The 24,379-nt window shown below is 68.9% G+C and carries 27 protein-coding genes; 4 read left to right on the forward strand and 23 right to left on the reverse strand.

Translation table 11 applies throughout. The annotated features are described in order from the left end of the window. The 8 genes from IPP98_05875 to IPP98_05910 form a co-directional block, all read right to left on the reverse strand. On the reverse strand, positions 1-998 hold a 998-nt coding region (locus IPP98_05875), incomplete at its 3' end, for a hypothetical protein (protein MBL0178644.1). Positions 999-1,012: 14 nt separating this feature from the next. Then, positions 1,013-2,392 (reverse strand): hypothetical protein, encoded by a 1,380-nt coding sequence (locus tag IPP98_05880; GenBank protein ID MBL0178645.1) that lies wholly within the window; start codon positions 2,390-2,392, stop codon positions 1,013-1,015. Then, the gene (locus tag IPP98_05885) at positions 2,389-2,625 is read right to left on the reverse strand and encodes a hypothetical protein (protein MBL0178646.1); all 237 of its coding nucleotides are present in this window, start codon (positions 2,623-2,625) and stop codon (positions 2,389-2,391) included. The genes IPP98_05880 and IPP98_05885 overlap by 4 nt, the downstream gene beginning before the upstream one ends. A gap of 28 nt (positions 2,626-2,653) precedes the next feature. After that, on the reverse strand, positions 2,654-3,685 hold the full coding sequence (locus IPP98_05890) for an NAD-dependent isocitrate dehydrogenase (protein ID MBL0178647.1): 1,032 nt from the start codon (positions 3,683-3,685) through the stop codon (positions 2,654-2,656). Beyond that, positions 3,675-4,322 (reverse strand): hypothetical protein, encoded by a 648-nt coding sequence (locus IPP98_05895; protein ID MBL0178648.1) that lies wholly within the window; start codon positions 4,320-4,322, stop codon positions 3,675-3,677. Before IPP98_05895 ends, IPP98_05890 begins: the two co-directional genes overlap by 11 nt. Before the next feature lie 9 nt (positions 4,323-4,331). After that, a complete protein-coding gene (locus tag IPP98_05900; GenBank protein ID MBL0178649.1) occupies positions 4,332-5,198 on the reverse strand; it encodes an SDR family oxidoreductase in 867 nt (288 codons plus the stop codon). 78 nt (positions 5,199-5,276) lie between these two features. Next, a complete protein-coding gene (locus tag IPP98_05905; protein ID MBL0178650.1) occupies positions 5,277-6,050 on the reverse strand; it encodes a response regulator transcription factor in 774 nt (257 codons plus the stop codon). Further along, positions 6,047-7,129 carry a histidine kinase gene (locus IPP98_05910; GenBank protein ID MBL0178651.1) on the reverse strand — a complete coding sequence of 361 codons (1,083 nt, stop codon included), beginning with the start codon at positions 7,127-7,129 and terminating at the stop codon, positions 6,047-6,049. Before IPP98_05910 ends, IPP98_05905 begins: the two co-directional genes overlap by 4 nt. A 134-nt stretch (positions 7,130-7,263) precedes the next feature. On the opposite strand from IPP98_05910, the gene IPP98_05915 reads away from it, so the two are divergent. The 4 genes from IPP98_05915 to IPP98_05930 are packed head-to-tail and all read left to right on the forward strand — an operon-like array spanning position 7,264 to position 12,113. Further along, positions 7,264-8,694, forward strand: coding sequence for a hypothetical protein (locus IPP98_05915; GenBank protein ID MBL0178652.1), 1,431 nt, complete (start codon positions 7,264-7,266; stop codon positions 8,692-8,694). Positions 8,695-8,750: 56 nt separating this feature from the next. Beyond that, on the forward strand, positions 8,751-9,866 hold the full coding sequence (locus IPP98_05920) for a beta-lactamase family protein (GenBank protein MBL0178653.1): 1,116 nt from the start codon (positions 8,751-8,753) through the stop codon (positions 9,864-9,866). A gap of 46 nt (positions 9,867-9,912) precedes the next feature. After that, entirely contained in the window at positions 9,913-11,940 is a 2,028-nt protein-coding gene (locus IPP98_05925; protein MBL0178654.1) for a carbon starvation protein A, read from the forward strand. Further along, positions 11,937-12,113 (forward strand): YbdD/YjiX family protein, encoded by a 177-nt coding sequence (locus IPP98_05930; protein ID MBL0178655.1) that lies wholly within the window; start codon positions 11,937-11,939, stop codon positions 12,111-12,113. Before IPP98_05925 ends, IPP98_05930 begins: the two co-directional genes overlap by 4 nt. 12 nt (positions 12,114-12,125) lie before the next feature. Here IPP98_05930 and IPP98_05935 read toward each other — a convergent pair whose 3' ends face one another. The 15 genes from IPP98_05935 to IPP98_06005 form a co-directional block, all read right to left on the reverse strand. Continuing rightward, positions 12,126-12,497: a hypothetical protein gene (locus IPP98_05935; protein MBL0178656.1), complete on the reverse strand. Its 372-nt coding sequence runs from the start codon at positions 12,495-12,497 to the stop codon at positions 12,126-12,128. A gap of 16 nt (positions 12,498-12,513) precedes the next feature. Further along, positions 12,514-12,870, reverse strand: a complete 357-nt coding sequence (locus tag IPP98_05940) for a tetratricopeptide repeat protein (GenBank protein MBL0178657.1) — start codon at positions 12,868-12,870, stop codon at positions 12,514-12,516. A 215-nt stretch (positions 12,871-13,085) separates the two neighbouring features. Further along, positions 13,086-15,149, reverse strand: coding sequence for a glutamine synthetase III (locus IPP98_05945; GenBank protein ID MBL0178658.1), 2,064 nt, complete (start codon positions 15,147-15,149; stop codon positions 13,086-13,088). A gap of 252 nt (positions 15,150-15,401) precedes the next feature. Further along, positions 15,402-16,583: an MFS transporter gene (locus IPP98_05950; protein ID MBL0178659.1), complete on the reverse strand. Its 1,182-nt coding sequence runs from the start codon at positions 16,581-16,583 to the stop codon at positions 15,402-15,404. Continuing rightward, positions 16,570-17,988, reverse strand: coding sequence for a hypothetical protein (locus tag IPP98_05955; protein ID MBL0178660.1), 1,419 nt, complete (start codon positions 17,986-17,988; stop codon positions 16,570-16,572). The genes IPP98_05950 and IPP98_05955 overlap by 14 nt, the downstream gene beginning before the upstream one ends. Further along, entirely contained in the window at positions 17,985-18,965 is a 981-nt protein-coding gene (locus IPP98_05960; protein ID MBL0178661.1) for an NTP transferase domain-containing protein, read from the reverse strand. Before IPP98_05960 ends, IPP98_05955 begins: the two co-directional genes overlap by 4 nt. Positions 18,966-18,969: 4 nt before the next feature. After that, entirely contained in the window at positions 18,970-19,404 is a 435-nt protein-coding gene (locus IPP98_05965; protein ID MBL0178662.1) for a cupin, read from the reverse strand. Further along, on the reverse strand, positions 19,326-19,898 hold the full coding sequence (locus IPP98_05970; GenBank protein ID MBL0178663.1) for a 4Fe-4S binding protein: 573 nt from the start codon (positions 19,896-19,898) through the stop codon (positions 19,326-19,328). Before IPP98_05970 ends, IPP98_05965 begins: the two co-directional genes overlap by 79 nt. Beyond that, entirely contained in the window at positions 19,895-21,079 is a 1,185-nt protein-coding gene (locus IPP98_05975) for a hypothetical protein (protein ID MBL0178664.1), read from the reverse strand. Before IPP98_05975 ends, IPP98_05970 begins: the two co-directional genes overlap by 4 nt. A gap of 83 nt (positions 21,080-21,162) precedes the next feature. Further along, complete coding sequence (gene atpH / locus IPP98_05980) at positions 21,163-21,696, reverse strand: ATP synthase F1 subunit delta (GenBank protein MBL0178665.1); 534 nt, start codon at positions 21,694-21,696, stop codon at positions 21,163-21,165. Continuing rightward, positions 21,693-22,223, reverse strand: coding sequence for a F0F1 ATP synthase subunit B (atpF, locus tag IPP98_05985; GenBank protein ID MBL0178666.1), 531 nt, complete (start codon positions 22,221-22,223; stop codon positions 21,693-21,695). The genes atpH and atpF overlap by 4 nt, the downstream gene beginning before the upstream one ends. Before the next feature lie 8 nt (positions 22,224-22,231). Beyond that, positions 22,232-22,516 carry an ATP synthase F0 subunit C gene (gene atpE, locus IPP98_05990; GenBank protein MBL0178667.1) on the reverse strand — a complete coding sequence of 95 codons (285 nt, stop codon included), beginning with the start codon at positions 22,514-22,516 and terminating at the stop codon, positions 22,232-22,234. Between the two features lie 267 nt (positions 22,517-22,783). Continuing rightward, a complete protein-coding gene (gene atpB / locus IPP98_05995; GenBank protein ID MBL0178668.1) occupies positions 22,784-23,650 on the reverse strand; it encodes a F0F1 ATP synthase subunit A in 867 nt (288 codons plus the stop codon). Then, positions 23,647-23,979, reverse strand: a complete 333-nt coding sequence (locus tag IPP98_06000; GenBank protein MBL0178669.1) for an ATP synthase subunit I — start codon at positions 23,977-23,979, stop codon at positions 23,647-23,649. Before IPP98_06000 ends, atpB begins: the two co-directional genes overlap by 4 nt. A gap of 4 nt (positions 23,980-23,983) precedes the next feature. Further along, a complete protein-coding gene (locus tag IPP98_06005) occupies positions 23,984-24,226 on the reverse strand; it encodes an AtpZ/AtpI family protein (GenBank protein MBL0178670.1) in 243 nt (80 codons plus the stop codon). Positions 24,227-24,379 lie beyond the last annotated feature (153 nt).

Raw genomic sequence — 24,379 nt, forward strand, 5'->3', positions numbered from 1 at the left:
GAGCGTCGCGAGATTTCGTAGCTGACGAGGACACGCAGCGACTGGGTGCCCGGAGCCAACTCAACTTCGCCGCTGGGTGGGAGCGCACCGCCGGTGGAGAGACTTCGGATGGGCGTTACCCGCTGTTGCGCAAGCAACGGCACCGCCAGCTCCCTACCAGGCAGGAAGACGACCGGCGAGGGCAACTCATAGCGATAGACCTGCCCGCTTAACGTCGACCCGGCGGAAACGGGCACACCGTCGATGTAGGTGTTCGCTTCGTCGCGTCGGCCCGGCTGGGCTTGAAGGACTCGCGAGACGTTGTCGATCGGCAGCAGGCCGGCCATCGCGCCATCACTCAGATCCGGGTACCGCACGCTGAGACTGGGGAGTGTGCGTGCGCCATAACCCAGGTCCCCGGCGAGGAGTCGGACCGTTGAGGTATCTAGCCGCAACGCCCCGGTGCCTAGGACGGCGGTTCCCCTCAGCGATGATGCACTTCCGAGACGGAGCTCGTAGGACGCGACCCATGCGCTGCCGGGCACTTCATACTCGACCGTCAGCCCCTGCCGCGCTCGATCGCACGCGAAGGTGACCAGCAGCCCCTCGATCGGGGCGAGGATATCTGCGGGCCAGAGCATCCTTCCTGACGGGGCGACATCGATCGCACCAGAGGGGTGGCTCCATCGTTCGGGATTCACACCAACGAGCCGACGCTTGAGTGTGGTACCGTCAGCTTGCGCAAATTCGAACTCGCGACCGACTGACTTGCGCAGGGCTTCGATCCCATCAAACACCAGCTCTCGGCGTACCTCCGTGATCTGGACGCCATCGGTGGCGCTCACAAGTGACACCGCGATCGCACCAGGCAGGACCACTCGATGCTCCGAGCGCCCTGCCGGCAACCCGATCGGCAGCCGCTGTGACACCCGCACGATCCCGTTCGAGGCGATCGTGACGATCGGCCGCTGCGCAGGCAGCGCAGCGCTGAGTCCGGTGATCAACAGCGCGAGGCCCACCACCGCCCGCCGCATCACCAGACCACACGCACGCGGTAGGTCAGCGTCGCCTTCCCCTTGGCGGGGACCGTCACCGGGAAGACGGCGCGGGTGGCGGAGCGCTTCTGCACCGGCACCGAGCTCTCGACGATCGACCACTCGCCGCCGCGATCTTCGCGCACCTCGACCACCACCGCCGAATCCTTGGCGTTCTGCAGGTCGACACGATACGACGCCATCGCGATGGTGCGACTGGTGTTGGGTGCCGTGCCACGCGTGGTGGTGAACGCGGTCTGCGTCCGCTTCGCGGTCACGTCGAACGCCGTCCCGGTCGAGACGTTGAGCTCTTCACCCGGTGCGGTGTGGCCGATCGCGCCCATGCCGATGAGCTGCAGCCGCCCCGCCTTGTCGGTATCGAAGACCTGCACGCCACCAGCCGGGAGCGGGAGGTCGCCGAAGGTGGTGCCGAGCTTCCGCTCGAGACGGTACGTGACCGCGACCGGCACCTCGCGTTCGTCCTCTTCCTGCGCGAAGCCGCCCCAGAACGGAATGCCACCCGACACCGTGAAGCGCCGCTCGGCGCGCGCCGGCGTCGGATCGAAGAGCGGCGTCACCAACTGGGTCCCCGGCGTGAAGGTGATCCGCCCCGGCAACGTGTAGAGCCGCGCCTCGCCAACCGCCTCCTGCGACGGCGCGGCATCCTCGAAGGAGTTCACTGCGACACTCTTCGCGGACATGGCATAGGCGCGCGGCGACGGGCTCGGCGCCTGCACCCCGATATCCCCGGCGAGCAGCTGCACCTCGGCATTCGCCAGGTCGAGCGTACCGCTCATGATCGCTGCCGCGCCTTCGATCCGGCCGGCAGCGCCCAGGATGAGCGAATAGGAGACGCCCCATGACGCGCCGCTCGTGGCGTACATCATCTTGACGCCGCTGCGCGCACGATCGCTCGTCAGCGTGAGATCGGTGACCGGCGTGGCCGGGACGCGGGCCAGCTCCCAGCGGATCTGGCCGGGGCGCCCGAACACGACCGCATCGCCGATCTGCCAGCGCTCGGGCTGCAGCGCGAGCAGCTTGGCGCTGATGATGCTGTGGGCCGCGCCGACCTGCTGGTCGATCATGAAGGTCTCGCCGACGTGCCGCCGCAGCAGCGCCTCTTCGGTCGACGCACCGTCAAAGCTCACGCGGCCGAGCTTCACCCCCGGCTCCAGCAACATCAACGATGCCGGCTCGAAGATCCCGAGCGGCAACGACACCGTCGACGTGCCGGCGGCGATCGCGGCGGGAAGCGTACGGCGGATCAGCACGCGTCCGGAATTGAAGAGGGTGACGGATGAAGCGTCCGCCGGTTGTTGCGCCACCACCATCGCCGGCGCCACGAGCGCGAGCATCGCCAATTGCAGGGTTCGGGTCATCGCTGCAGCTCCTCGGCCACACGGCCGGCAATCTTGTAAACCAGGACGGCGACCACCGGGACGGCGATCACGGCATACCACTGGCCTTCGGGAGACGTCGCTGGGCGTGTCAGGCTCCACGCCGCCGTGACCGCTCCCGCCAGCAGGGCCGCCCGGCGGGCCACCAGCGTGACCCGACGCCGCCAGCGCTTCTGGCAGTCCGGGCACCGTTCATTGAAATCGATGTCGGGCACCCGTCGCCCGCAATCACTGCAAGGGACCTCAGGCCACCCGAGCGGCGACGGCACGGCCGAACTCCTCGGTGGATGCGCTGCCGCCGAGGTCACGGGTGCGGACCCCATCGGCCACGATCGTGGCCACGAGTCCGCGACGGACCCGGTCGGCCGCGGCGTGTTCACGAAGGTGATCGAGCATCATCGCCGATGCGAGGATCAGCGCCGACGGGTTGGCGAGCCCCTGCCCCGCGATGTCTGGCGCCGAACCGTGCACGGCCTCGAAGATCGCCGCCTTCTCGCCGATGTTGCCACCGGGCGCCAGGCCGAGGCCACCCACGAGGCCACTGATCTCGTCGGAGAGAATGTCACCGAAGAGGTTGGTGGTGACGATCACGTCGAACTGCTCCGGCTTGAGCACCAGCTGCATCGCCGCGTTGTCGACGATCAAGTCGTTGAACGCAACGCGCCCCTCGTACTCCTTGGCGATCTCGCGGCCGATCTCGAGGAAGAGCCCCGTCGTGAACTTGAGGATGTTCGCCTTGTGCACCAGCGACACCTTCTTGCGACCATGGCGCACCGCGTACTCGAACGCGTAGCGAATCACGCGCTCCGAGTTGACCCGCGTGACCACGGCCACCGATTCCGCCTGGCCGTGCGGATCGCCATTGACCTCGACGTAGCGCTCCTGCCCGATGTACAGCCCTTCGAGATTCTCGCGCACCAGCACGATGTCGATGCCATCGAAGCGACCGCCCGGCACGATCGTCTTCGCGGGGCGGACGTTGGCGTAGAGGGCGAACTCCTTCCGGAGCGCGACATTGACCGAGCGGAAGCCGCCGCCGACCGGCGTCGTCAGCGGCCCCTTCAGCGCCAGGTTGGTGCGCCGAATCGAGTCGAGCGTCGCCTCGGGCATCGGGTCGCCGGTGGCCTCGACCGCCGCCATCCCGCCGAGTTGACGGTCCCACGCGAACGAGAGGCCGGTGGCCGCGAGCACATGCAGCGTGGCGTCGGTGATTTCTGGACCGATGCCGTCGCCGGGGATGAGCGTGATGGAGTGCGTCATGGACTCAGTTGAAATCGGGGAGGATCCTGGCGACGGCAGCGGCCAGTGCTGCCGCCGGCGTCGCGGCAATCGCGAACGGTGTGCTGCGCCAGAGCAGCGCGCCGCTGCGCGCATCGGCCAGCACCAGCACCACCTCGGCGCGGATGCCACCGGGTGCTGACTGGAACCGCACCGCCGCCGGCACCATCACCTGACGGCCGTTGGTCAATGCGGCGAGCATGCGGAGCTGCGAGAAGAGTGGATCGGGGATCCGCTTGAGGCCGTCGGCCCGAAGCATCGCCTGCCCCATCTTGTCGGGATCGTTGATGGTCCCCGGGGCGCGGCGCGCCACGCGGCGCAGCTCGTCGCCAAGCAACCACGTCACCTCGGGGCCGCGCATCTGCAGCACTTCGCCGACCAGCGAGTCGGCCCAGCGCAACCGCGCGTGCAACTCGGCCGGCATGCCGACACCGGAGGCCGAATCGGCGACGAGATAGGTCACTGGCAGGACCGGAATCGACTGCCCGGCGAGCGGGGACAACAACAATGCCGGCGCGGGAGGAGTCTTCGGTTCCTTCCCCTCTTTCGTCGCTTGCGCGCAGGCAGGCGCCGCCACGAGCAGGAGCGTGGCGGCGAGTCGGAGCGCGCGATGGTGGGCGGCGGGGAATTTCACCGCGGAAAGCTATTCCAGCGAGAGCCCGCCGTCTACGGCGATGACCTGCCCGGTCACGTGGCGTGCCGCATCGGAACAGAGGAAGGCGATCACCGCGGCAACATCCTCCGGCTCCGCCAGACGACCGAGGACAGCACGCTTCTGGGCCCGCTCGATGACGTCCGAGGGCAGCTCGTCGAGGCGCTCGGTGTGGACGAAGCCCGGGGCCACCGCATTGACATTGACGTTTGAGGGGCCGAGTTCGACCGCGGCCGCACGGGTGAACCCCTCGAGCGCTGCCTTGCTCGCCGCGTAATTGGCAACGCCGAAGCCGGGGCGCGCCGCCTGGTGGGCCGAGATGTTGACCACCTTGCCCCAATGCTGTCGGCGGAAGTGGGGAGCGCAGGCCGCCACGCAGTGAAAGGCGCCAGCCACATTGGTGTCGAAAACGGTGGTCCACGCCTCTTCGGTCATCCGCCACAGCGCGCCGTCGCGAGCGATGCCGGCGTTGTTGACGAGGCAGTCGACGGTTCCGAAGCGGCGGACCACCTCCGCGATGAAGGCATCGACCTGGTCCCGGTCCCGCACGTCACAGCGCGCGGCATAGACCTCGGCGCCCATCGTCGTGAGGGTGGCCTCGGTCATCAGGGCGGTGGCTTCGACGTCGCGCCCTCCCATCTCGAACCAGCAGAAGGCGACCCGATACCCCAGGCGGCCGAACTCAAGGGCGATGGTGCGGCCAAGGCCCGTGGCGCCGCCGGTGACCACGGCGACGCGCCCCGGCGTCACGGCCTCAACTGCCGCGGGGCGGGGTTCAGTCTCAGGGATCGGCTCGGCGACCGACGCGGCAAGGGCAGCCGACCAGGGATCGGGGGCGGCGCCAGGGTATGGGGACATATCCAGCGAAGCTACGGGGCGAAGCGGCGCTCGGCAACGGCGGGCAGTGCCGAGGAGATCTGAAAAACGCAGGTGGAGTCAGGCCACCCCGCCAAACCGGGCCTCGAAGGCCTCACGGTAGGAGCGGGTGAGGACCAGCCGGCTGCCGCCTTCCAGCAGGAGTTCCTGGTCGCCGTCGCCCAGGGGGCGCAGCTCGCGGACCAGGCGCAGGGCCACGATCGTCGAGCGGTGGATCCGGGCGAAGCGCTTCGGGTCGAGGAGGACTTCGAGGTCGCGCATGGTCCGGCGGGAGAGGTGGACGCCGTCGGCGGTGTGCAGCCGGACGTAGTTGTCGGCCGCCTCGATCCAGCGAATGTCGCCGACCTCGAGCACGGTGGTGCGGCCCACCCCGCGCGCGGCGATCCGTTCGAGGTATTCAACCGGCGCGTGTGCCCGCTGTGCGGCCAGCGCGGCAATGCTGCGCGCCAACGCCTCGCCCTGGTCCCGGCCGATCCGAGCCCGCACCCGATCGACCGCCTTGGCCAGCCGGGCCGGGTCGAAGGGCTTGAGGAGGTAGTCGACCGCCTGTGCCTCGAAGGCCTGGACGGCGTACTGGTCGAACGAGGTGACAAAGACCACGGCGGGGGCCTGGGCGGGGTCGAGTTCGGCGACGACGCCGAGGCCGTCGAGCCCCGGCATGCGGATATCGAGAAAGAGCGCGTCGGGCTGATGGCGCTCGACGAGATCGAGGACCTCGAGGCCGTTCTTCCCCTGCCCCACCACCTCGACCTCGGGGAGCGCGGTGAGCAACCGCACCAGGTCGGCGAGGAGGAGGGGCTCATCGTCGGCGGCGACCACGCGCATGGTGCTCATGCCGGGACCTCGATCACCGTCTCGACGCCGCCCTCGGGGGCGGCACGCACCGTGAGCGAGGCGGCGGCACCGTAGCGCGCCGCGAGTCGCTCCCGCGTCGTCGCGAGGCCCACTCCCTCACGCAGCGCCGCAGGGAGCGGGACGCCGTCGTTCCAGACGACGAGGCGCAGGCGGTGCGGCTCAGACAGGGCGGTGATCCGGAGGCGGCCCCCCTCGGGCTGCACCGCGAGGCCGTGGCGCAGCGCATTCTCGACGATCGGTTGCAGCACGAAGCGCGGCACCATCACCGCCTCGACCTCGGGGGCGATGGCCCACTCGACATGCAATCGGTCGGCGAAGCGCGTCTCCTCGATCGAGAGGTAGCGGCCGAGCAGCCGAAGCTCCTCGCGCAGCGGGACCTCGCCCGATTCGGGCGCGGCGAGTGCATCCCGCAAGAGATCGCCGATCTGTGCCACCATGGTGCGGGCGCGGACCGGGTCGCTGTCGATCAGCGCGCTCACCGACTGCAGCGCGTTGAAGAGGAAGTGCGGTTCGAGCCGTGCGGCGAGCGCATCGAGACGGGCCTGCGTCGCCTGGCCCTCGAGCCGGGTGGCCTGCAGCTCGCGGAGCCGCAACGCCTCGCGCGTCAGCAGGACATGATCGAGCGCGAGGATCGTGACGTAGGTGAAGATCGCCAGAGACAATCGCGAGGAGGTGAGCAGCGTGCGCGTGATCATCTCGCGCGTCATCGCTTCCGTCGGGGCGAGCAGCGTGATCGAGATCCAGATCAGCGCCGTCACGGAGAGGACGTAGCAGACGGTGAGTGCAACGGCGTGGATCAGGGTCGCCCGCAGCCAGGTCGCCCGCGTGAACGGCACCCGGCGACCCAGCCAGATGATCAGCGGCGCGAGGCAGAGCCATCCGACCCAGGCCGCGGCGCCGACGGCGAGGACATCGCCGAGCGGAGCGGCCTCGCCCGAGGCCTTGCGGGAGAGATAGCCCTGCGCCGCCGTCAGCAGCGTCAGCGCGCCGAAGACGGCTAGGAGCAGCCAGGTCGCGGTGCGGGGCGCACGGGGCAGGGAGCGTTCGGGGGAGGCCATGCCAACAAGCTAGCGCCGAAATGCGGCCCTCGGGACGCGATTCGTCCCGCGAGGACGCGATCCACCCCACGCGGTGTTGAGCGCAGCGGTCGAGGCGTCGAAATCTCGGTGCACCTTCTCACCCTTGAGGCGACATGTCGCGCACCGCCCTGCTCCTGAAGTTCCTGCTTGTTGGAATACCGTTCGTCGGCTCGGCGCAGGTGCCGGCACCTGCCGCCGCGCTCCTCGACCGCACCATCGCCCGCATGGGTGGCGACTCGGCGCTCCGTGGCATCCGCTCGCTCCGGCTCGACATGATGACGCAGTGGGCGCGTACCACCTTCGCGAATCGCCCCTTTGCGGACCTGCCGTCGTACGAGCGGAACGTCGAGTTGCGCGACTACGCCACCGGTTCCTGGCGCAACACGCGCCAGTTCCTCGGTGGCGGGCCCGCGACAGGGATCGTCGACGTGGTGCGCGACACCATTGCCGTGCGACTGATGCCGGCGGCGCCAAACGCCGCCCCCACGTGGGGGGCGCTCAACCTCGCCTACGTCGACGAGCGGCGCGAGCTCTTTGCCTTCGCACCGGAGCGGTTGGTGCTCCAGCTGCGCCATGATCCCGCATTGCGCCAGCTGGCCGACACCACGATCGACGGAGCGCCGCACGCACGGCTGCACGCCACGGTCGACGGTTGGCCCGCCACGCTCTTCGTGCGCCGTACCGATGCGCTGCCGACGATGGTGCGCTTCCACGCCGACGAGATCGCCGACTTCGGCCTCGCGCCGTGGGGACGGCACGAGGTGGAGTTCTGGTATTCGGGATGGCAGCGGGTGGCATCCGGCGTGCTGCTGCCGCGCCAGCGCGACGTGCGCCGGCTCGGCGTGCCCTACAAGCGGATGACGGTGCTCGCGATGGCGGTGAATGCGCCGGCCCCTGCCGACTCCTTCGCCATCAGCGATTCGCTCGCTCGGGTCTACCTCGCCACCGAACACCGCCCGATGTGGCAAGTCGACGTCGCCGCCATGGGAAAGGTGGTGCGCGAGCGCTTCGCCACCACGCCGCCGATGCTCGGTACGCCGGGCGCGGTGCAGATCGGCGGGCAGTGGGTCCTGATGGAGACGGCGCAGCACGAGGGTGCGGTCGAGCTGGTCACCGCTTGGCTCGCGAAGGTGGCACCGGGCGTTCCGGTCGGGGCGGGCATCGCCACCATCCCGTCGCCCTCGAATGGCGGCGCCCGCTGGTTCACCCGCGCAACGCCCCCGCTCTACGTCGCACCGGGCGCGGCGCCGATCATCCGGCGCGTGACCGGGCGAGCCGCCGCGGGAACGGTCGTGGCCACGCCGCGCTGGGTCCGGATCGGCAGCGATTCGCTCTGGCTCGAGCCCTTCACCGCGCCCGACCTCGTCGGCGCGATGGCGGTCTATTCACCGACCCTGAAGTGGCTCTACCTGCCGGCGGCGGGCGCTCCGATGCACCAGGCCGAGCAGGCGGCGCTCGTGGCCCGCCTCGCAGCCCGCGGGATGGCGGTCGAGTGGATCGGCTCGGCCCGGGGCCTCGTCACGGCGGCACCGACCACGAAGTGACGGCGGCGGTCGGGGTCGGGGAAACCCGGCCCCGGCCCCCGTCGTATCCTTCGGGCATGACTCCTCTCCTGTTCCTCGCGCTCGCCACGCTCGCCCCGCAGGACACGGTCGAGCGCACCCTGCAGGCCCGCCTCGACAGCTACCGCACCGCAACCGGCATCCCCGGCGCGGTGCTCGGCGTCGCCTTCCCCGATGGGCGCGTGATCGCGATCGCGAGCGGCATGGCGGACACCGCGCTGAAGCAACTGATGCGCCCCGACGCGCGGCTGCTCATGGGCAGCGTGGGGAAGAGCTACGTCGCCGCGGTGGCGATGCAGCTGGTGCGCGAGGGAAAGCTCTCGCTCGATGCCCCGGTGAGTCGGTACGTCGGTGGCCAGGGATGGTGGGACTCGGTCGCACACGCCACCAGCATCACGGTGCGCCAGTTGATGACGCACACTTCGGGGATTGTCCGCTACGAGTTCCGTCCCGAGTTCACCGCCGCGCTCACGAGCAACCCCGACCGGGTCTGGGATCCGCGCGATCAGGTGCGCTACCTGCATGGCGCGACGCCGCCGTTCGCCCCCGGTGCCGGATGGGACTACTCCGACACCAACTACCTTGTGCTCGCACTCGTGCTGGAGCGCATCACCGGCAAGCCGATCGATGACGAGATCCGCCACCGCTTCCTCGTCCCGATGAAGCTGGCGAACACGCTCCCCTCGGATGCGCGCCGCCTCCCCGGCGTGGTGCAGGGCTATGCCGGCGCGCAGAATCCCTTCGGTGGCCGTGACGCGATGCTCGACGGTGGCGTGATGATCGTCAACCCGCAGTTCGAGGGCGCCGGCGGTGGCTATGCCGCGAGCGCGGCCGATGCGGCACGCTGGGGAGCGGCCTACTTCAGCGGCGCGATTCACGGCGACTCGCTGCTCGCCCAGGCGACACACGGGACGCCGGCGCGGATGCTCGGCGCCGGCACCAGCTACGGGCTCGGGATGATCCTCCGTGACAGCACGGCGGCCGGCCCGGTTCGCGGTCACAGCGGCTTCTTCCCGGGCTACCTCACCGAATTGCGCTACTACCCCGCATCGAAGATCACCGTCGTGCTGATGGTCAACGCGTCGGCCGTGCGGATGCGTCCGCCAATGGCGCGATGGGTCGACGAGACGGTCGCGGCGCTGACCGCGCGCTAGCAGCCGAGCCTCGCGCCGCTCCGGGGCCCGCGCTACCTTCACCGCCATGCCCAACATCCTCTGGATCGTCGCCGCCCTCGCCAGCGCGGCCGGGTGGGGTGCGATCGCCCTGCATCGCGGCGAGACCATCTCCGCCGCCTGGCTGCTGCTGGCGGCGATCGGCTCCTACCTGATCGCCTGGCGCTTCTACTCACGCTTCCTCGCCAGCCGCGTCATGGCGCTCGACGATGCGCGGGTCACGCCGGCGCACCGTCACGCCAACGGGCGCGACTTCGTGGTGACCACCAAGTGGGTCCTCTTCGGGCACCACTTCGCCGCGATCGCCGGCGCAGGTCCCCTGGTCGGGCCAGTGCTCGCCGCGCAGTTCGGCTACCTCCCCGGCACCCTCTGGATCATCATCGGCGTGATCCTCGGCGGCGCGGTGCAGGACTTCGTGATCCTGGTCGGCTCAATGCGCCAGGATGGCAAGTCGCTCGGCCAGATGGCGAAGGAAGAACTCGGCGCGACCACCGGCATCCTCGCGATGGTCGCGATTCTCGCCATCATGGTGATCCTCCTCGCGGTGCTCGCCCTCGTGGTGGTGCGCGCGCTCGAGCACTCGCCGTGGGGCGTCTTCACCATCCTCTGCACCATTCCGATCGCGCTGATCATGGGCTTCTGGATGAAGGTCTGGCGGCCGGGGAAGACGGTCGAGGCCTCGATCTTCGGCATCATCATGCTGATGGCCGCGCTGGTGGGCGGCCGCTACGTGGCCGCGTCGCCGACGCTGGCGCCGATGTTCACCGCTGACGGCCTCACCATCGGCTGGGGGATCATCGCCTATGGCTTCATCGCCTCGGTGATTCCGGTCTGGATGCTGCTCTGCCCGCGTGACTATCTCTCGACCTTCCTCAAGGTCGGCACCATCGTCGCGCTGGCGCTCGGCATCCTGCTGACCCTGCCCGAGATCCGCCTCCCCGCGCTCACCCGCTTCACCGATGGCAGCGGGCCGATCTTCGCCGGGTCGCTCTTCCCGTTCTGCTTCATCACCATCGCCTGCGGCGCCATCTCCGGCTTCCACGCGCTGGTGGCGAGCGGCACCACGCCGAAGATGGTCGACCGCGAGACGGACACGCGACTGATAGGCTACGGCGCGATGCTCACCGAATCGTTCGTCGCGATCATGGCGCTGATCGCCGCGGCGTCGCTCGACCCGGCCGTCTACTTCGCGATGAATGCGCCGCTGCCGATCCTCGGCGGCAACATCGACGCCGCGATCGTGACGATTCGCGGCTGGGGATTCGTCCTCGAGCCGGGACAACTCGAGGCCCTCGCCGCGCAGATGGGGGAGAGTTCGCTGCTCGCCCGCACCGGTGGTGCGCCGTCACTGGCCGTGGGGATGGCGCAGGTCTTCGCGGGCGCGTTCGGTCCGTCGCTCACCGCGCTCTGGTATCACTTCGCCATCATGTTCGAGGCGCTCTTCATCCTCACCACCGTCGACACCGGCACCCGCGTCGGCCGCTTCATGGTGCAGGAACTCGCCGGTCACGTCTGGAAGCCGCTGGGCCGCACCTCGTGGTACCCCGCGTCCGTCCTGGCCTCGGCGGCGATCGTTGCCGCCTGGGGATGGTTCCTGTTGCAGGGGGTCCAGGACCCGCTCGGCGGCATCAACGCCCTCTGGCCGCTCTTCGGCATCAGCAACCAGCTGCTCGCCGCGGTCGCGCTCACGGTGGCCACCACGCTGATCATCCGGAGCGGTCGCGCGCGCTACGCCTGGACCACCATCCTCCCGCTCGGCTGGGTGCTGCTGGTCACCACCACCGCCTCCTGGCAGAAGCTCTTCCACACCGATCCGCGCATCGGATTCCTGGCGCACGCCTCCAAGCTCGCCACCGACGCCGCCAATGGAACCATGGTCCAGAGCACCGCGTCGCGGCTGATCCTCAACGACCGGATCAACGCCGTGCTCGTCGCGGCCTTCGTGCTGGTGACGTGGGCGGTGGTGGTGAGCGGAGTCCGCGTATGGACGAGACGATCATCGATCATCGATGATCGATCATCGATGATCGATCATCAGCTCCCGGCGGCTCCATGACGCTCAATGCGGTCTTCAGTGCTGTACGACGCATTCTCGGGATGCCCGACTACGCGGCGTACTGCGCGCACGTGCGGCAGGCGCATCCGGGGATGCCACTGCCGAGTGAGCGGGAATATTTCGAGGTGTATCTCAAGGCGCGATACGAGGGCGGACCGAACCGCTGCTGCTGAGCGGCGCGCCTGCTAGGGGCGGCGCCGGTAGCGGAAGTCGTAACCCACCTGCCAGGTCTTGCCGCTGTCGCTGGACGTCTCGCCGAACTGGCGCACCGTCATGCTGTCCAAGGGGGTGAAGCTCAGGCGCTGCCACGGCGTCCCACCGACGGTGCGCAAGACCAGCGTCGGGCCATCCCAGCGACTCTCGCGAAATTCCACCACCCCGCCCCCTTGTCCCACCCAGTACTGCTGCCACTGCCCCGTGGCCTTGTTGAAGGCGTTGAGGCTCTTCCCCACGGAGCCGTTGCTGGCCGTCCAGTTCTCCAGCAGTGCGCAGCCACCACTGACGCGCTGCACCGAACTCCGTCCGGCCGCCACCCCCGGCGCACTGCTCGGTGACACGTCCCACTCACCAACCCTACGCCATCGCGGCGTCGACGTGGCCCAGGCGACTGTGCATCGCACCCGCATTGTAGACCGCGGCGACCAGGCGTCCGCCCACTGCGGCCCGTTCGAACGCCTCGGCCGCCTCGGCGATCCGCTGCTGCGCCACTGCGGCGTTCCCCACCCCATACCAGGCACGGAGCAAGGTGCTGTCGGCCTGCGCCAGTTGCCGATAGAGCCGCTCCGCCTCGACCGGATTCCCGGCGCGAAGCAGCGAATCGGCACGCAGCTCGGTGGCGCCCTTGGGACGCGGGGTCGCCGGGGCCTGTGCCCCGAGCGGCGGGAGCAGCAAGCAGGCGGCGGCGAGGGCAATGACCAGGCGGTGCGGCATGGGATCGACTCGGGTCTCGGGGATCGGCGGAGGGAGCGTGCTGCACACTACGCGGTCGGGAGCGGCCGCAATGTCAGAGCCCTGTCATACTCGACCGGTGGCGAACAGCGGTGAGGGGTAAGGGGTAAGGGGTGAGGGGTAAGGGGCTGTTTCCCCTCACTCCTCACCCCTCACCATTCAGCGCGGTTCGCGGTTCGCCGTTCGCGGTTCGCCGGTTACTTCAGAAACAACAACTCCCGATACGTCGGCATCGGCCACAGCCCCGCGTCGACGTGCGTCTCCAGCGTGTCCACGGCGCTGCGCAGGTCGGCCATCGCCGGGCGGACCTTCACCTTGATCTGTTGCGCGTGCTTGATCGGGTCGGCGTCCTCGTGGGCGACGGCCGCATCGAGGGCGGCAAGCGAGGTGCGCAATGCAGTGACGAGGCCGGTGAAGTGCTCAAGCGACTGCACCGTATCCTCGCAGTCGACGCCCGCGGCCTCGGTGGCCGTGGCCGCCTCGGCGATCAGCGTCTGGTGCTTCAGTGCCGCCGGAAGGATCTGCGTCCGGGCGATCGACACCATCATCTCCGCCTCGATCGTCAGCTGCTTGACCCACTTCTCGACCGAGATGTGGTAGCGCGAGTCGACTTCGGCCTTGTTCAGCACGCCGTACTTCTTGAAGAGGTCGACGGTCTTCTTCGCCTTGAGGACCGGAAACGCCTCGACCGAATCGCGGAGGTGCGGCAGGCCGCGCTTCTCCGCCTCCTTGTGCCAATCCTGCGAGTAGCCGTCGCCATCGAAGACGATCCGCTTGTGCTCCTTGAGGACCTTCTTCAGGACGCCGAGCACCGCGGTCTGCAGCTTGGCCGGGGTCGGGTTGTTGCCGGCGGCCTTCTCGAGCTCGGTCGCCATGAAGTCGAGCGACTCCGCGGCGATGGCGTTGAAGACCATCGTCGGCCATGCCACCGAGGCGGTCGAGCCGACCGCGCGGAACTCGAACTTGTTGCCGGTGAAGGCGAACGGCGACGTGCGGTTGCGGTCGCCCGAGTGCCGCGGGATCTGCGGCAGCGACTTCGCGCCGAGGTCGATCGTGCCGCCCTTGATGGTGCGCTTCGGGAGGCCCTGTTCGACCTGCGCCAGGATGTCGGAGAGCATCTCGCCCAGGAAGATCGAGATGATCGCCGGCGGCGCCTCGTTGGCGCCGAGGCGGTGGTCGTTGCCGGCCGCGGCAATCGAGGCGCGCAGCAGGTCGGCGTGGATGTCGACGCCGCGGATCACGGCGCAGAGGAAGACCAGGAACTGCATGTTGGTGTGCGTGTCATCCTGCGGATCGAGCAGGTTGACGCCGGTGTCCGTGGCGATGGACCAGTTGTTGTGCTTGCCGCTGCCGTTGACGCCGGCGAACGGCTTCTCGTGCAGGATGGCCTTGAGGCCGTGACGCTCGGCGACGCGGCGCAGGATCTCCATCGTGACCATCTGATGGTCCGACGCGATGTGCGACACCTCGAAGAGCGGCGCCAACTCATACTGCCCCGGCGCGACTTCGTTGTGGCGCGTCTTCACCGGCACGCCCACGCGGAACAGCTCTTCCTCGACCTCGGCCATGAACGCCAGCACGCGGGCCGGGATCGCCCCGAAGTAGTGATCCTCGAGCTGCTGCCCCTTCGGCGGCCGCGCCCCGAAGAGCGTGCGCTCGCAGGTCACCAAATCGGGACGGCGGTAGAAGAGCTCCTTGTCGACCAGGAAGTACTCCTGCTCGGGGCCGAGGGTCGTCAGGACGCGCGAGACGCCGGTGTCGGAGCCGAAGAGGCGGAGGATCCGCATCGCCTGCTTGGAGAGCGCTTCCATCGAGCGGAGCAGCGGGATCTTGGTGTCGAGCGCCTCGCCGGTCCACGAGACGAAGCCGGTGGGGATGCAGAGGGTGACCGCCTTGCCGTTCCGGTTCAGGAACGCCGGCGAGGTCGGGTCCCACGCCGTGTAGCCGCGCGCCTCGAAGGTGCCGCGGAGGCCGCCCGACGGGAACGACGACGCGTCCGGCTCCGACTGCGTCAGGTCGGCACCGGAGAAGTTGTAGATCACACCTCCCATGCCGTCGGGCGACACCAGCGAGTCATGCTTCTCGGCGGTCAGGCCGGTCAGCGGCTGGAACCAGTGGGTGAAGTGGGTCGCCCCGCGCTCGACCGCCCAATCCTTCATCGAGGCGGCGACGATGTCGGCCACCTGCGGATCAAGCGGCTCGCCCTGGTCGATCGTCCGGAGCAACGACTTGTAGACGGCCTTCGGGAGCCGCTTCTGCATCACCGACTTGGAGAAGGTGTCCACCCCGAAGAGGGCGTCGACACGGTCGTTGGGCGAGATGTCCGTCACGGGGGAGTCCTGGCGCGAGAGGGTGAGGCTGGGTGGCCCACTTGGCCACCACGAATGGGGCCAAGCTAACCGGCGCGCGCCTTGGTGCAAGTATCGTTGCACGTCTTATGAAATGTCAAAAAATGAGCATGCGAGCGGTATTGCGCGAGGCACGGCCACTGATAGCTGATTTCGTTGTACGGCTTACTTGTTTGCTGGGCGCGTCACCAGCCACCATGCAGCCGTCGCACCGACGCCGGCCACGGCCGAGAGCCAGAGCGCGGCCGCCGTCCCTTGGGCGTCGACCACCATGCCGAAGAGGAGCGCGGCCGCGAGCGACGTGACGCCGGTCACCGCCTGCGCCTGCCCGAAGGCGCTCCCTGCCCCCTTGGGCGCCAGCCGCGCCACGGTGCTCTTCTCCGCGGGCTCGCCGATCCCGGTCACCAGCCCGAAGGCGAGGAAGACCGCCATCATCGCGACGGGCGTCCGCGCCTCCCCCAGTGCCCAGGCACCGAGCGCCGCGAGCGATCCCGAGAGGACCACCACGCCCCGTTCGCCGACCCGGTCCACCAACCATCCGGCCGGATACGCCGAGGCACTGCGTACCACATGCAGGCCGGCCCAGGCGAGCGGAATCAGCGCCAGCGCGACGCCGTGCTGCTGGAGGTGGAGCAGGAGGAGCGTCTCGGGGAGGCGACTGACGACCAGCAGCGTGAGGGCGAGGATCGGCGGCCAGAACGCGGCCGTGGCCGCGCGCTCAGCGGAGGCGGAAGTCGCTGGTGCCGGCGGTGCCTCGACGGCCGCCACCTCCCGGCCACGCAGCGTCCACCAGAGCATCAGGATCGCCAGCACCCCGGGCACCACGCTCCATCCAATCACCGCGCGCGGCGTGAGCCCGGCGTACTGCAGCAGCGCCCACCCGAGCAACGACCCCACCACCGCGCCACCGTGGTCGAAGGCGCGATGAAAACCGAAGGCGCGTCCGCGCTGTGCCGCCGGCACCGCTTCGGCCAGCATCGCGTCCCGCCCCGGCGACCGCAGCCCCTTCCCGACTCGGTCCGTCATCCGGAGGCCGATAACCATGCCGACCGAGCTCGCCAGCGCAATCAGCGCGCGAGCCACCGCAGCGATCAAGTAGCCGCCGAGCACCAGCACCGGACGGCGCTCGCGCCGATCCGCGAGCTTCCCCGCCGGGAGGCGGAGCAGCGCGGCGGTCAGGTCCGCGAGACCATCGAGGGCGGCGAGGGAGGTAGCCGACCCGCCCAGTGTGGTGACGATCAGGGCGGGGAGGAGCGGGTAGACCATTTCACTCGAGGCGTCGTTCAGCCCCGAGACCAGCGACAGCCCGCGCACGCGGCGCGGGAGCGGTGCGTCAGTCCTGGCCAAGCGCCCAGCGTGCGAGCCGCACCGGCAGGCCACCGCCCTGCAGTGCCCGCCCGATGAAGGCGACCGGATCGCCGCCCTGTTCGGCGTACCACGACTGCCACGCCTCATGGGAGAGCGCCGCCGACAGCGCCTCGAGCGGCTGCGACGAGACTTCCTGGACGACGAGGCGCGCCTCCACCTCGGAGAGCCCGGTGACCTCGCGCACGAACGCGGCGGCCGCCTCGCGGTCCATCCGCCGCGCCTGCAGGTGCAGGTCGACCTCTGCCGCCGCGCTCTCGATCAGCGCGCGGTGGCACATCATCAGCTGCTGCTCCTCGCTGCCACCGACGATGGTGGTGCGGACCAGCGCCGAGACGGTCCGCCCCCATCCCATCGCGAGACCGGGCGCCACGAGCACCCGCCGGATGATGCTCGGCAGTGCGCCACGTGCCGCCTCCTGCATCAACTCGGCATGGGCGCGGATCGCCTCGCCACCGAGCGCGTGGCGATCGAAGGCGTCAACGGGATCTTCCGTGCACGGCGCGTCCGTCGCGGGAAGCCCGAGCGTGACCATCTCGCCACGCACCCGCTCCCAGGTGTCGGTCCACTCGGTCGGGAGCTCCTCGAAATCGATCTCGCCGTTCTCCTGCAGCTCCGTGACGAGCGCGAGCGGATCCTCGGAACCCAGCACCAGCGCCACGGCGTGCAGCGACCGCTCGACGCCGGCGCGGCGCAGTTCGAGAATGCGGAGGGTGCCGCGGATGCCGACGGGCTCGTGCGTGAGCATCGCGAGGCGGCGCTCCAGCGCGTCCTCGCCGAGTCCCGGCTCGCCACCGCGCGGCGCCTCGGTCTCGAGCCAGCGACGATGCTCGGCCAGCGCGACCAGCGCAGGCTGGACGGCGATGTCGTCGAGGTACTCTGACGCCTCGTCGAGCAGATCCTCGAGCTGGGCCACGAGTGCCAGCGCATCGCCGGCGGTCTGATCGGGGATCGGGCGCGGATCGGCCTGGACGCCGCCGAGAAACTCCGGCAGCGCCGCGACCCGGCCGCGCAGCGCGGCTTCCGCCTCGGCGTCGAAGCCCTCGTCCATCAGCACGGCGAGCGCATCGACGGCGTGACGCAGCGGGAGGGTCGGATCGGCGGCCTCGGCCTGCGTCACCGCCTCGAGGGCAAGGATGTCATCACGAATGGTGTCGAGCAGTGCCGTGCGATCGACCTCGTCGTCGAGAGCCTCGACATCCTCGAGGTCTTCGATGGCGTGGGCAATACTGCGGAGCGCGGCGGCCTGCGCCACGAGCCATGGCGCGTCGAAGCGACCGAGCCGCTGCTGGGTCTCGGCGGGGGCTCCGTCGGGATGGCGCATCGGATCGAGGTGGCGCGCCAGGTCGAGATACGACGCCAGCAGGGCGGTCAAGTCGGCCGTCATGTGCTGTGCACCTCGGTATGCGCCCCGAAGCTGCCGGAGCCGGTGAAGCCGATGACCTTCGCCTTCTCGCCGATCATCACCTGGTCAAGCGTGCTCCGCTCGATGGTGCAGCCGGGACCGACGATCGCATTGGCCACCGTGGAATCGCGCACCGTCGTGCCCGCCTCGAGCGTCACGTTGGGCCCGATGGTGCAGCGCTCGAGCGTGCAGCCGGGCTCGATCAGCACCGGCTCGATGATCGTCACATCGGCACCGACGGGGCCGTGCTTCGCCGCGCCCTGCGCGAGGAGAATGCCATTGGTCTCGATGGTGGTCTCAAGCTGGCCGCAGTCGTACCAGCCGCCGACCTCCGCGGTGCGGATCTTCTTGCCGTGCTCGATCATGTGCTGGAATGCATCGGTCAGGTAGTACTCGCCCTTGTTTGCCGGTGCGGCGAGGACGTGATCGATCCCGGCCCAGAGCGCCTCGACATCGCGAATGAAGTAGAGCCCGATGTTGGCCAACTTCGAGATCGGCTCGCTCGGCTTCTCGACGATCTTGGTCATGTAGCCGTCGGCGTCGGTCACCACCACGCCAAAGCGCTGGTAGTCCTCGACCTCCTTGGCCCAGATGATCCCGTCGGCATCGAGGGTCTGCGCCAGCGAGAGGTCGGCCTCGAAGACGGTGTCGACGAAGATGATCATCACCGGCCCGTGGATGAACGGCCGCGCGAGGTTGATCGCTCCGGCGGTGCCATCCTGGACCTTCTGCTCGATGAAGCGCGAGGGGATGGCGTAGCTGCTCCGCGCGTGCGCCTCGACCTGGTCCTTGAGGTGCCCCGTGATGAAGATGAGCTCCTCGACGTCGAGGCCGGCGAGCTTGTCCATCACCCAGTCCATCACCGGACGGCCGGCGACCTTCAGCATCGGCTTCGGGATCAGGTGCGTGTGCGGCCGGAGCCGGGTGCCCTTCCCTGCGGTCGGAATGATCACCTGCATCAGGTCAGCCTCGTCCGTAGCGGTCGTTGATGCGCACCAGGTCGTCGAGCTCGGGCGTGGAGGCCTCGAGCACGTCGCTGTCGACGACAGCCTCGATCTGGTGAATGGTCAGCGCGGGAATGTGCACGGAGTCGCCGGCACGGAACGGCCGTTCGACCGGTGCAGCGCCTTCATGCGGCCAGGTCCGAAGGATCAACTCCCCGGAGAAGACGTGCATCGTCTCGTCCTTCTTGTGGTGGTACTGGCACGAGAGGATGTGGCCTGCCTTCACGTGGAGCACCTTGCCCACATAGCGATCGGTGTGCGCCCAGATGAGCTCGTGGCCCCACGGCTTCTCGACGCGCCTCGGCACTTCGGCCATCACGACCCCTGCATATGGAAGGTGAACGACGACGGGACGGTGATGCAGTCGCGGACGCAGACCCCGCAGGCGACGCATCCCTCGACCTTGAGCACGGGGCGGCCGTCCTCGTCGAGCGAGAGCGCCCGTTCCCCGATAGGACAACTGCGGACACAGACCCCGCATTCCTTCCCTTCAAACGTAATGCAGCGATCGGGATGAAACTCGATCCAGCCGAGCCGCTGCCCCGCCCAGCCGTTGGCGGGCACGGTGAGGGCATCGGTGGGGCAGGCGGCGGCGCAGGGCATGTCGGGACAGGCGATGCACGGGATCCGCGCCGGCTCGAGATAGGGCGTGGCGGCGGCGAGCCCGCCGCTGGCAGGCACGTGCAGAATTGCCCCGGCCGGGCACGCCGCAGCGCAGGCGCCGCATCGGGTGCACGCCGTGAGGAAACCGACCTCGCCGAGGGCACCGGGCGGCCGGACATAGCGCTTCTGGACGATTCGCTCTTCGGTGGCCTTGGCCACCTGCTCCATGGCGTTGCCGAGGGCGCGGCGGAAGAAGGTGCGCCGATCGCCGCCGAAGTCGGTCATCGGATCACCGGGGCGATGCCGATCAGCCAGCGCTTCGCCGAGACGCGGTCCATCGGCTCCGACGCCGCCCACGGGGAATCGTTTACGTAGAACGGCAGCTCGAGACGACTCTCGAACGCGACGCCGAAGAAGCGGTGGCTGAATCGGAGCCCGGCCCCGGCGTCGAGCAGCATGCGGCGCACCGGAAGCAGCAGCGCCAGCGACGTCCCGTCACCCCCGGCGCCGCGCTCGCCGCCGAGTCGAGCGGCATCGCCGAAGGCAACGATCGCGATGCGCGAGAGGAGCGGCGTCTTGGGTTGCAGGATGGTCGCGACCACCTCGACGTTCAGCGAGGTGAGGTGGTTGGTCGAGAGTGATGGCGCAAAGCCGCGCAGGTTGCCGCCGCCCGCCTCGTGCCAGTGCCCCGCCATCTCGCCACGCACCAGCGGCGCGCCGTCGGCGCGGAGGAACGGGTTCGCCAGCTGCTCATAGGGGTCGGCACCGGCGACGAACAGGCGCCGCTGCGGCAGGAGCGGATCGGCGCTGAACAATGACGCATGGGCACCGCGGACCGCGAGTGCGACGTTGCCGGAGAGCGTGCGATGCACCGTGGCCTCGAGCGCCAGCTTGCCCCACGGCTGCATGTCGTAGCGCGTGCGCGTGGTGATGCCGTCGCCCGGGCGGCGATACTCGACGCCACCGGTGACGGTGCCGCGCGCTCGGGTCTGCCACGCGCCGATGGTGCCATGGCGTTCGACCCAGACCGGGAGCTCGATGGTGCCGCCAACTTCCCAGTTCGGGTTCATGACGAAGCGATCGTCGTGCACCGCGACCCACCGGAGAGCGGCCCCGACGCGGTCACGTTGTGCGATGCTGATCGACGCGCCGCTCCGCCCGTCGAGGCGGAAGAGGTCGATCCGTTGCGTGAGGTCGAGGCGCTGAATCCGGAACGGATTCTCCAGCGTGAGCGACACCTGCAGCGTCTTCACCGTCGAGTCGCGGGGCGAGAGGAGACCGGTCGACCAGCCGAGGCGGAGGGTATGCCGATCACCGCGTTCCGTCAGTGGCGTGCGGAGCCTGACGCCGAGGGTGAGGCCGCCGGCGTCGTTGTACCAGGCATCCGGAAACGGCCGCTGCGCCCCGAGAGTGGCGGGCGCGCAGAGGGCGGCAATCAGCAGGAAACGCGTGGACAGGATGGTCATGGAATGGCCCGAAGGATACCCGGAAACGAGCGACGCCGCACCAGTGCTGGGTGCGGCGTCGCGGGTCCGTCCAACCGCGGAACTCAGCGGCTGATGAGCTTGTTGCGCAACTGCGCGAGGCGCTTCTTCACCGAGCCGTCGTAGACGCGGTCGCCGATCTTCACGACCACACCACCGAGCAGCGACGGATCGACCGCGAAGCCCGCGATCACGTCCTTGCCGATCGCCGTCTTCAGCCGCTCCACCAGCACCTGCCGGGTGAGCGCATCGACGTCGCGCGCCAGGGTGACCCCGGCACGCACGCGGTTGAGCTGCACGTCCACCAGCACCCGGTATTCGTCGGCAATCTGGGGCAGCAGCATCTGCCGCCCGCGCTTGACGACCGCGCCGAGGAAGAGGATGAACGGCGTCGGGGCCCCCTGGAGCGCGTGTCGGATGATCTCGACCTTCTTCTCCTTGGTGACGCGCGGCGACATCATCACCGCCTCGATCGACGGGGTGCCCAGTGCCGCGGTCGCCTCGTCCATCAGGGTGCCCCATGCCTCCGGAGCCCCCGCGTGCTTCGCCAGCGACAGCAGCGTCTCGGCGTAGTTGCGGGCGATGGTGACTTCCCTCACGCCGACTTCCCGATCGACCCGAGGTATTCCTCGACCAGCTTGCGGTCGGCGGCGCTGTCGAGCGACTGCCCGACGACCTTGCCGGCGGCCGCAATCGCCAGATCCACCGCCTCACGACGGAGGTCGGCGACGGCACGCAACTTCTCCGCCTCGATCTCACGGCGCGCACGCGCCAACATCTCATCCTGCTCGGCGCGGGTCTTCTCCACGGCCAGCGTGCGCTCGCGCTCGGCTGCCTGACGCGCTTCGGCCAGCATCGCCGTCGCCTCGCCACGCGAGCCAGCCAACAGTTGACGCTGTTCCTCAAGCGCCGCCTGGGCTTCGGCATGCATCTGCTTCGCCTCGGCGAGCTGCAGCCGGATGGTCTCCTCGCGGTCGGCCGTCGCACGGACGATCACCGGGAAGAGCTTCTTCGCGAGGATGAACAGCACCACCGCGAAGACCACCACCGTCCACACCGCAAGCGCCGGGGTCGGCTGGAAGGGGCCAGGAAGCCCCTCCCCACCTTCCGTGCTGAGGAGCAGCATCGGGATGATCACTTAATGACCTTGAAGAGCAGGGCGAAGACGAGCGCGATGATCGTGGCGCCTTCGAGGAGGACGGCGATCAGCAGGCCCGCGCCGCGGATCTCGCCCGCCGCTTCCGGCTGCCGCGCGATCCCTTCGGCCACCTGGCCACCGATCCGGCCGAGGCCGATGCCCGCGCCGAGGATGGCGAGGCCGATCGCGATGCCGGCGCCGAGCTGACCATAGCCCGCCCCGATCAACTTCGCCGCCGCTTCCGACATCTCACCCGTCTGCATCAGCATGTTCATCATCATTGTCGTAGTCCACAAAGCCAGGGAAGATGAGTCAAGGATCTGCATCGCGCGCCAGCCATCTCGTCTCTTCCGGAACGAGCGGCCATACGATGGAGGTCAACGGGCCAGCGGCCCAACCTCCTGGGCGGTGACGGTCACCGCCTCGAGAACCGGCGCCACAGGATGCGTGGGGCGACGGGGTGGAACAAGGTCATTAGGTGTTAGTCGTTGGTCGTTAGGGGCATCGTCATGGAGTGATACTCCTAACGACTAACGACTAACGACTAACTAGTGCTCGTGCTGCATCATCCCGATGAACACCGCACTCAACAGCGCAAAGACGTACGCCTGCAGCAGCGCCACGATCAGCTCGAGGAACATGATGCCGACGACCACCGCGCCGGTGATCAGCGCGATGCCGCCGCTGCCCACCATGCCGAGGCCGCTGAACATGAAGACGATGCCGAAGAGCGAGAGCAGGACGAAGTGGCCGGCCAGCATGTTGCCGAAGAGTCGGACGGCCAGGGCAAACGGCTTCACCAGCTTCGAGAGCACTTCAATGGGCGCCATCCCGATCGACATCGCGACGGCGCCGATGCCGTGGAGCCCGTCAACGTGCGGGAAGATCGTGCCCATGTAGCCTTTGAAGCCGAGCTTGAACATCCCGCCGATCTCGATGGCCAGCAGCACGATGAACGCCAGCGCGCCGGTCATGGCGAGGTTGCCGGTCGGCGAGGAGCCGAACGGAATCAGGCCAAGGAAGTTCGAGACGAGGATCAGGAAGAAGAGCGACATGATGAAGGGGGCCCAGCGACGGCCCTCTTCCTCGCCGATGTTGGCGATGGCGATGTCGTTCCGGACGTAGAGGACGATCATCTCCATCATCCCGGCGAAGCCCTTCGGCGGGACGCCGGCCTTGCGCGCCTTCTCGACGCCGTTGGCGGTGATCCACATCAGCGTCACGACGATGATGGCGGCCAGCACGAGGAAGACGACGTGGCGCGTCGGCGAGAGGTCGATCGCCATGCTGCCGATGTGCACCGGCTCCCAGCGCGGGAGATGAATGATGTACCCGCCGAAGTCCAGTTCATGGGCGTCGGCCGTGTGATGGAACATCATCTCGGCAATGCTGAACCCTTCGCTCTCGCCACTCATGATCGCAGCCGTGTCTCCAGATACAGAAGCGGGAGGATCACTCCCAGATATCCCAGCGCGGTGGGCCAGGGCGGAAAGTGCTCCGCGTCCCGCACCACCAGCACCGCAATGATCAGCACACCGAGCATCCGCAACACCACGCCGATGCCGTACACCATCAACTGGTCCACCGTCGGCTCGCGTCCGGTCCGCTTCACCAGCCGGAGCGCCAGCAGCGAGAGCAGCGTCGCCACGAGGCCGGCCGTGGCCGCACCCGTCGCCCCTGCCACCCCACCCGCCAGCCAGGCCACCGCAGCAACCAGGGCTGTCGCGACCGTTCCGACCAGCAACCGGCTACCCAGTGGGTGGCTCCTTGGGCCCCTTCCCGCCGCGCAACTTGGCGAAGAGCCAGACCCCGACCCACGCCGTCCCGCCGATGGTGCCGACGAGGGTCGCGAGCGGCATCGTGCCGAGGCGTCGATCGAGCCAGACGCCGCCCAGCGCGGAGAGGGTCACGACCACCGCGAAGGTGATCCCGTGGGATACATAGACCCACCCCTCTCCCATGGCTCGATTGCCCGAATCACGGGGTTTCACGGGCGGGAAGGTATGGGCTTGTGAAATATTTCGCAAGCGAAAAAGCCCCCCGCGAAACCCCATCCGGAGGGGGGGCGTACCAAGGTCGGCAGGGGATGATCGATGATCGATCATCGATGATCGATCATCGGGCTTCTGGCCCCTCTATCTTCC

This window comes from Gemmatimonadota bacterium, assembly GCA_016720805.1.
In the GTDB taxonomy this organism is placed as follows: Bacteria; Gemmatimonadota; Gemmatimonadetes; order Gemmatimonadales; family GWC2-71-9; genus Palsa-1233.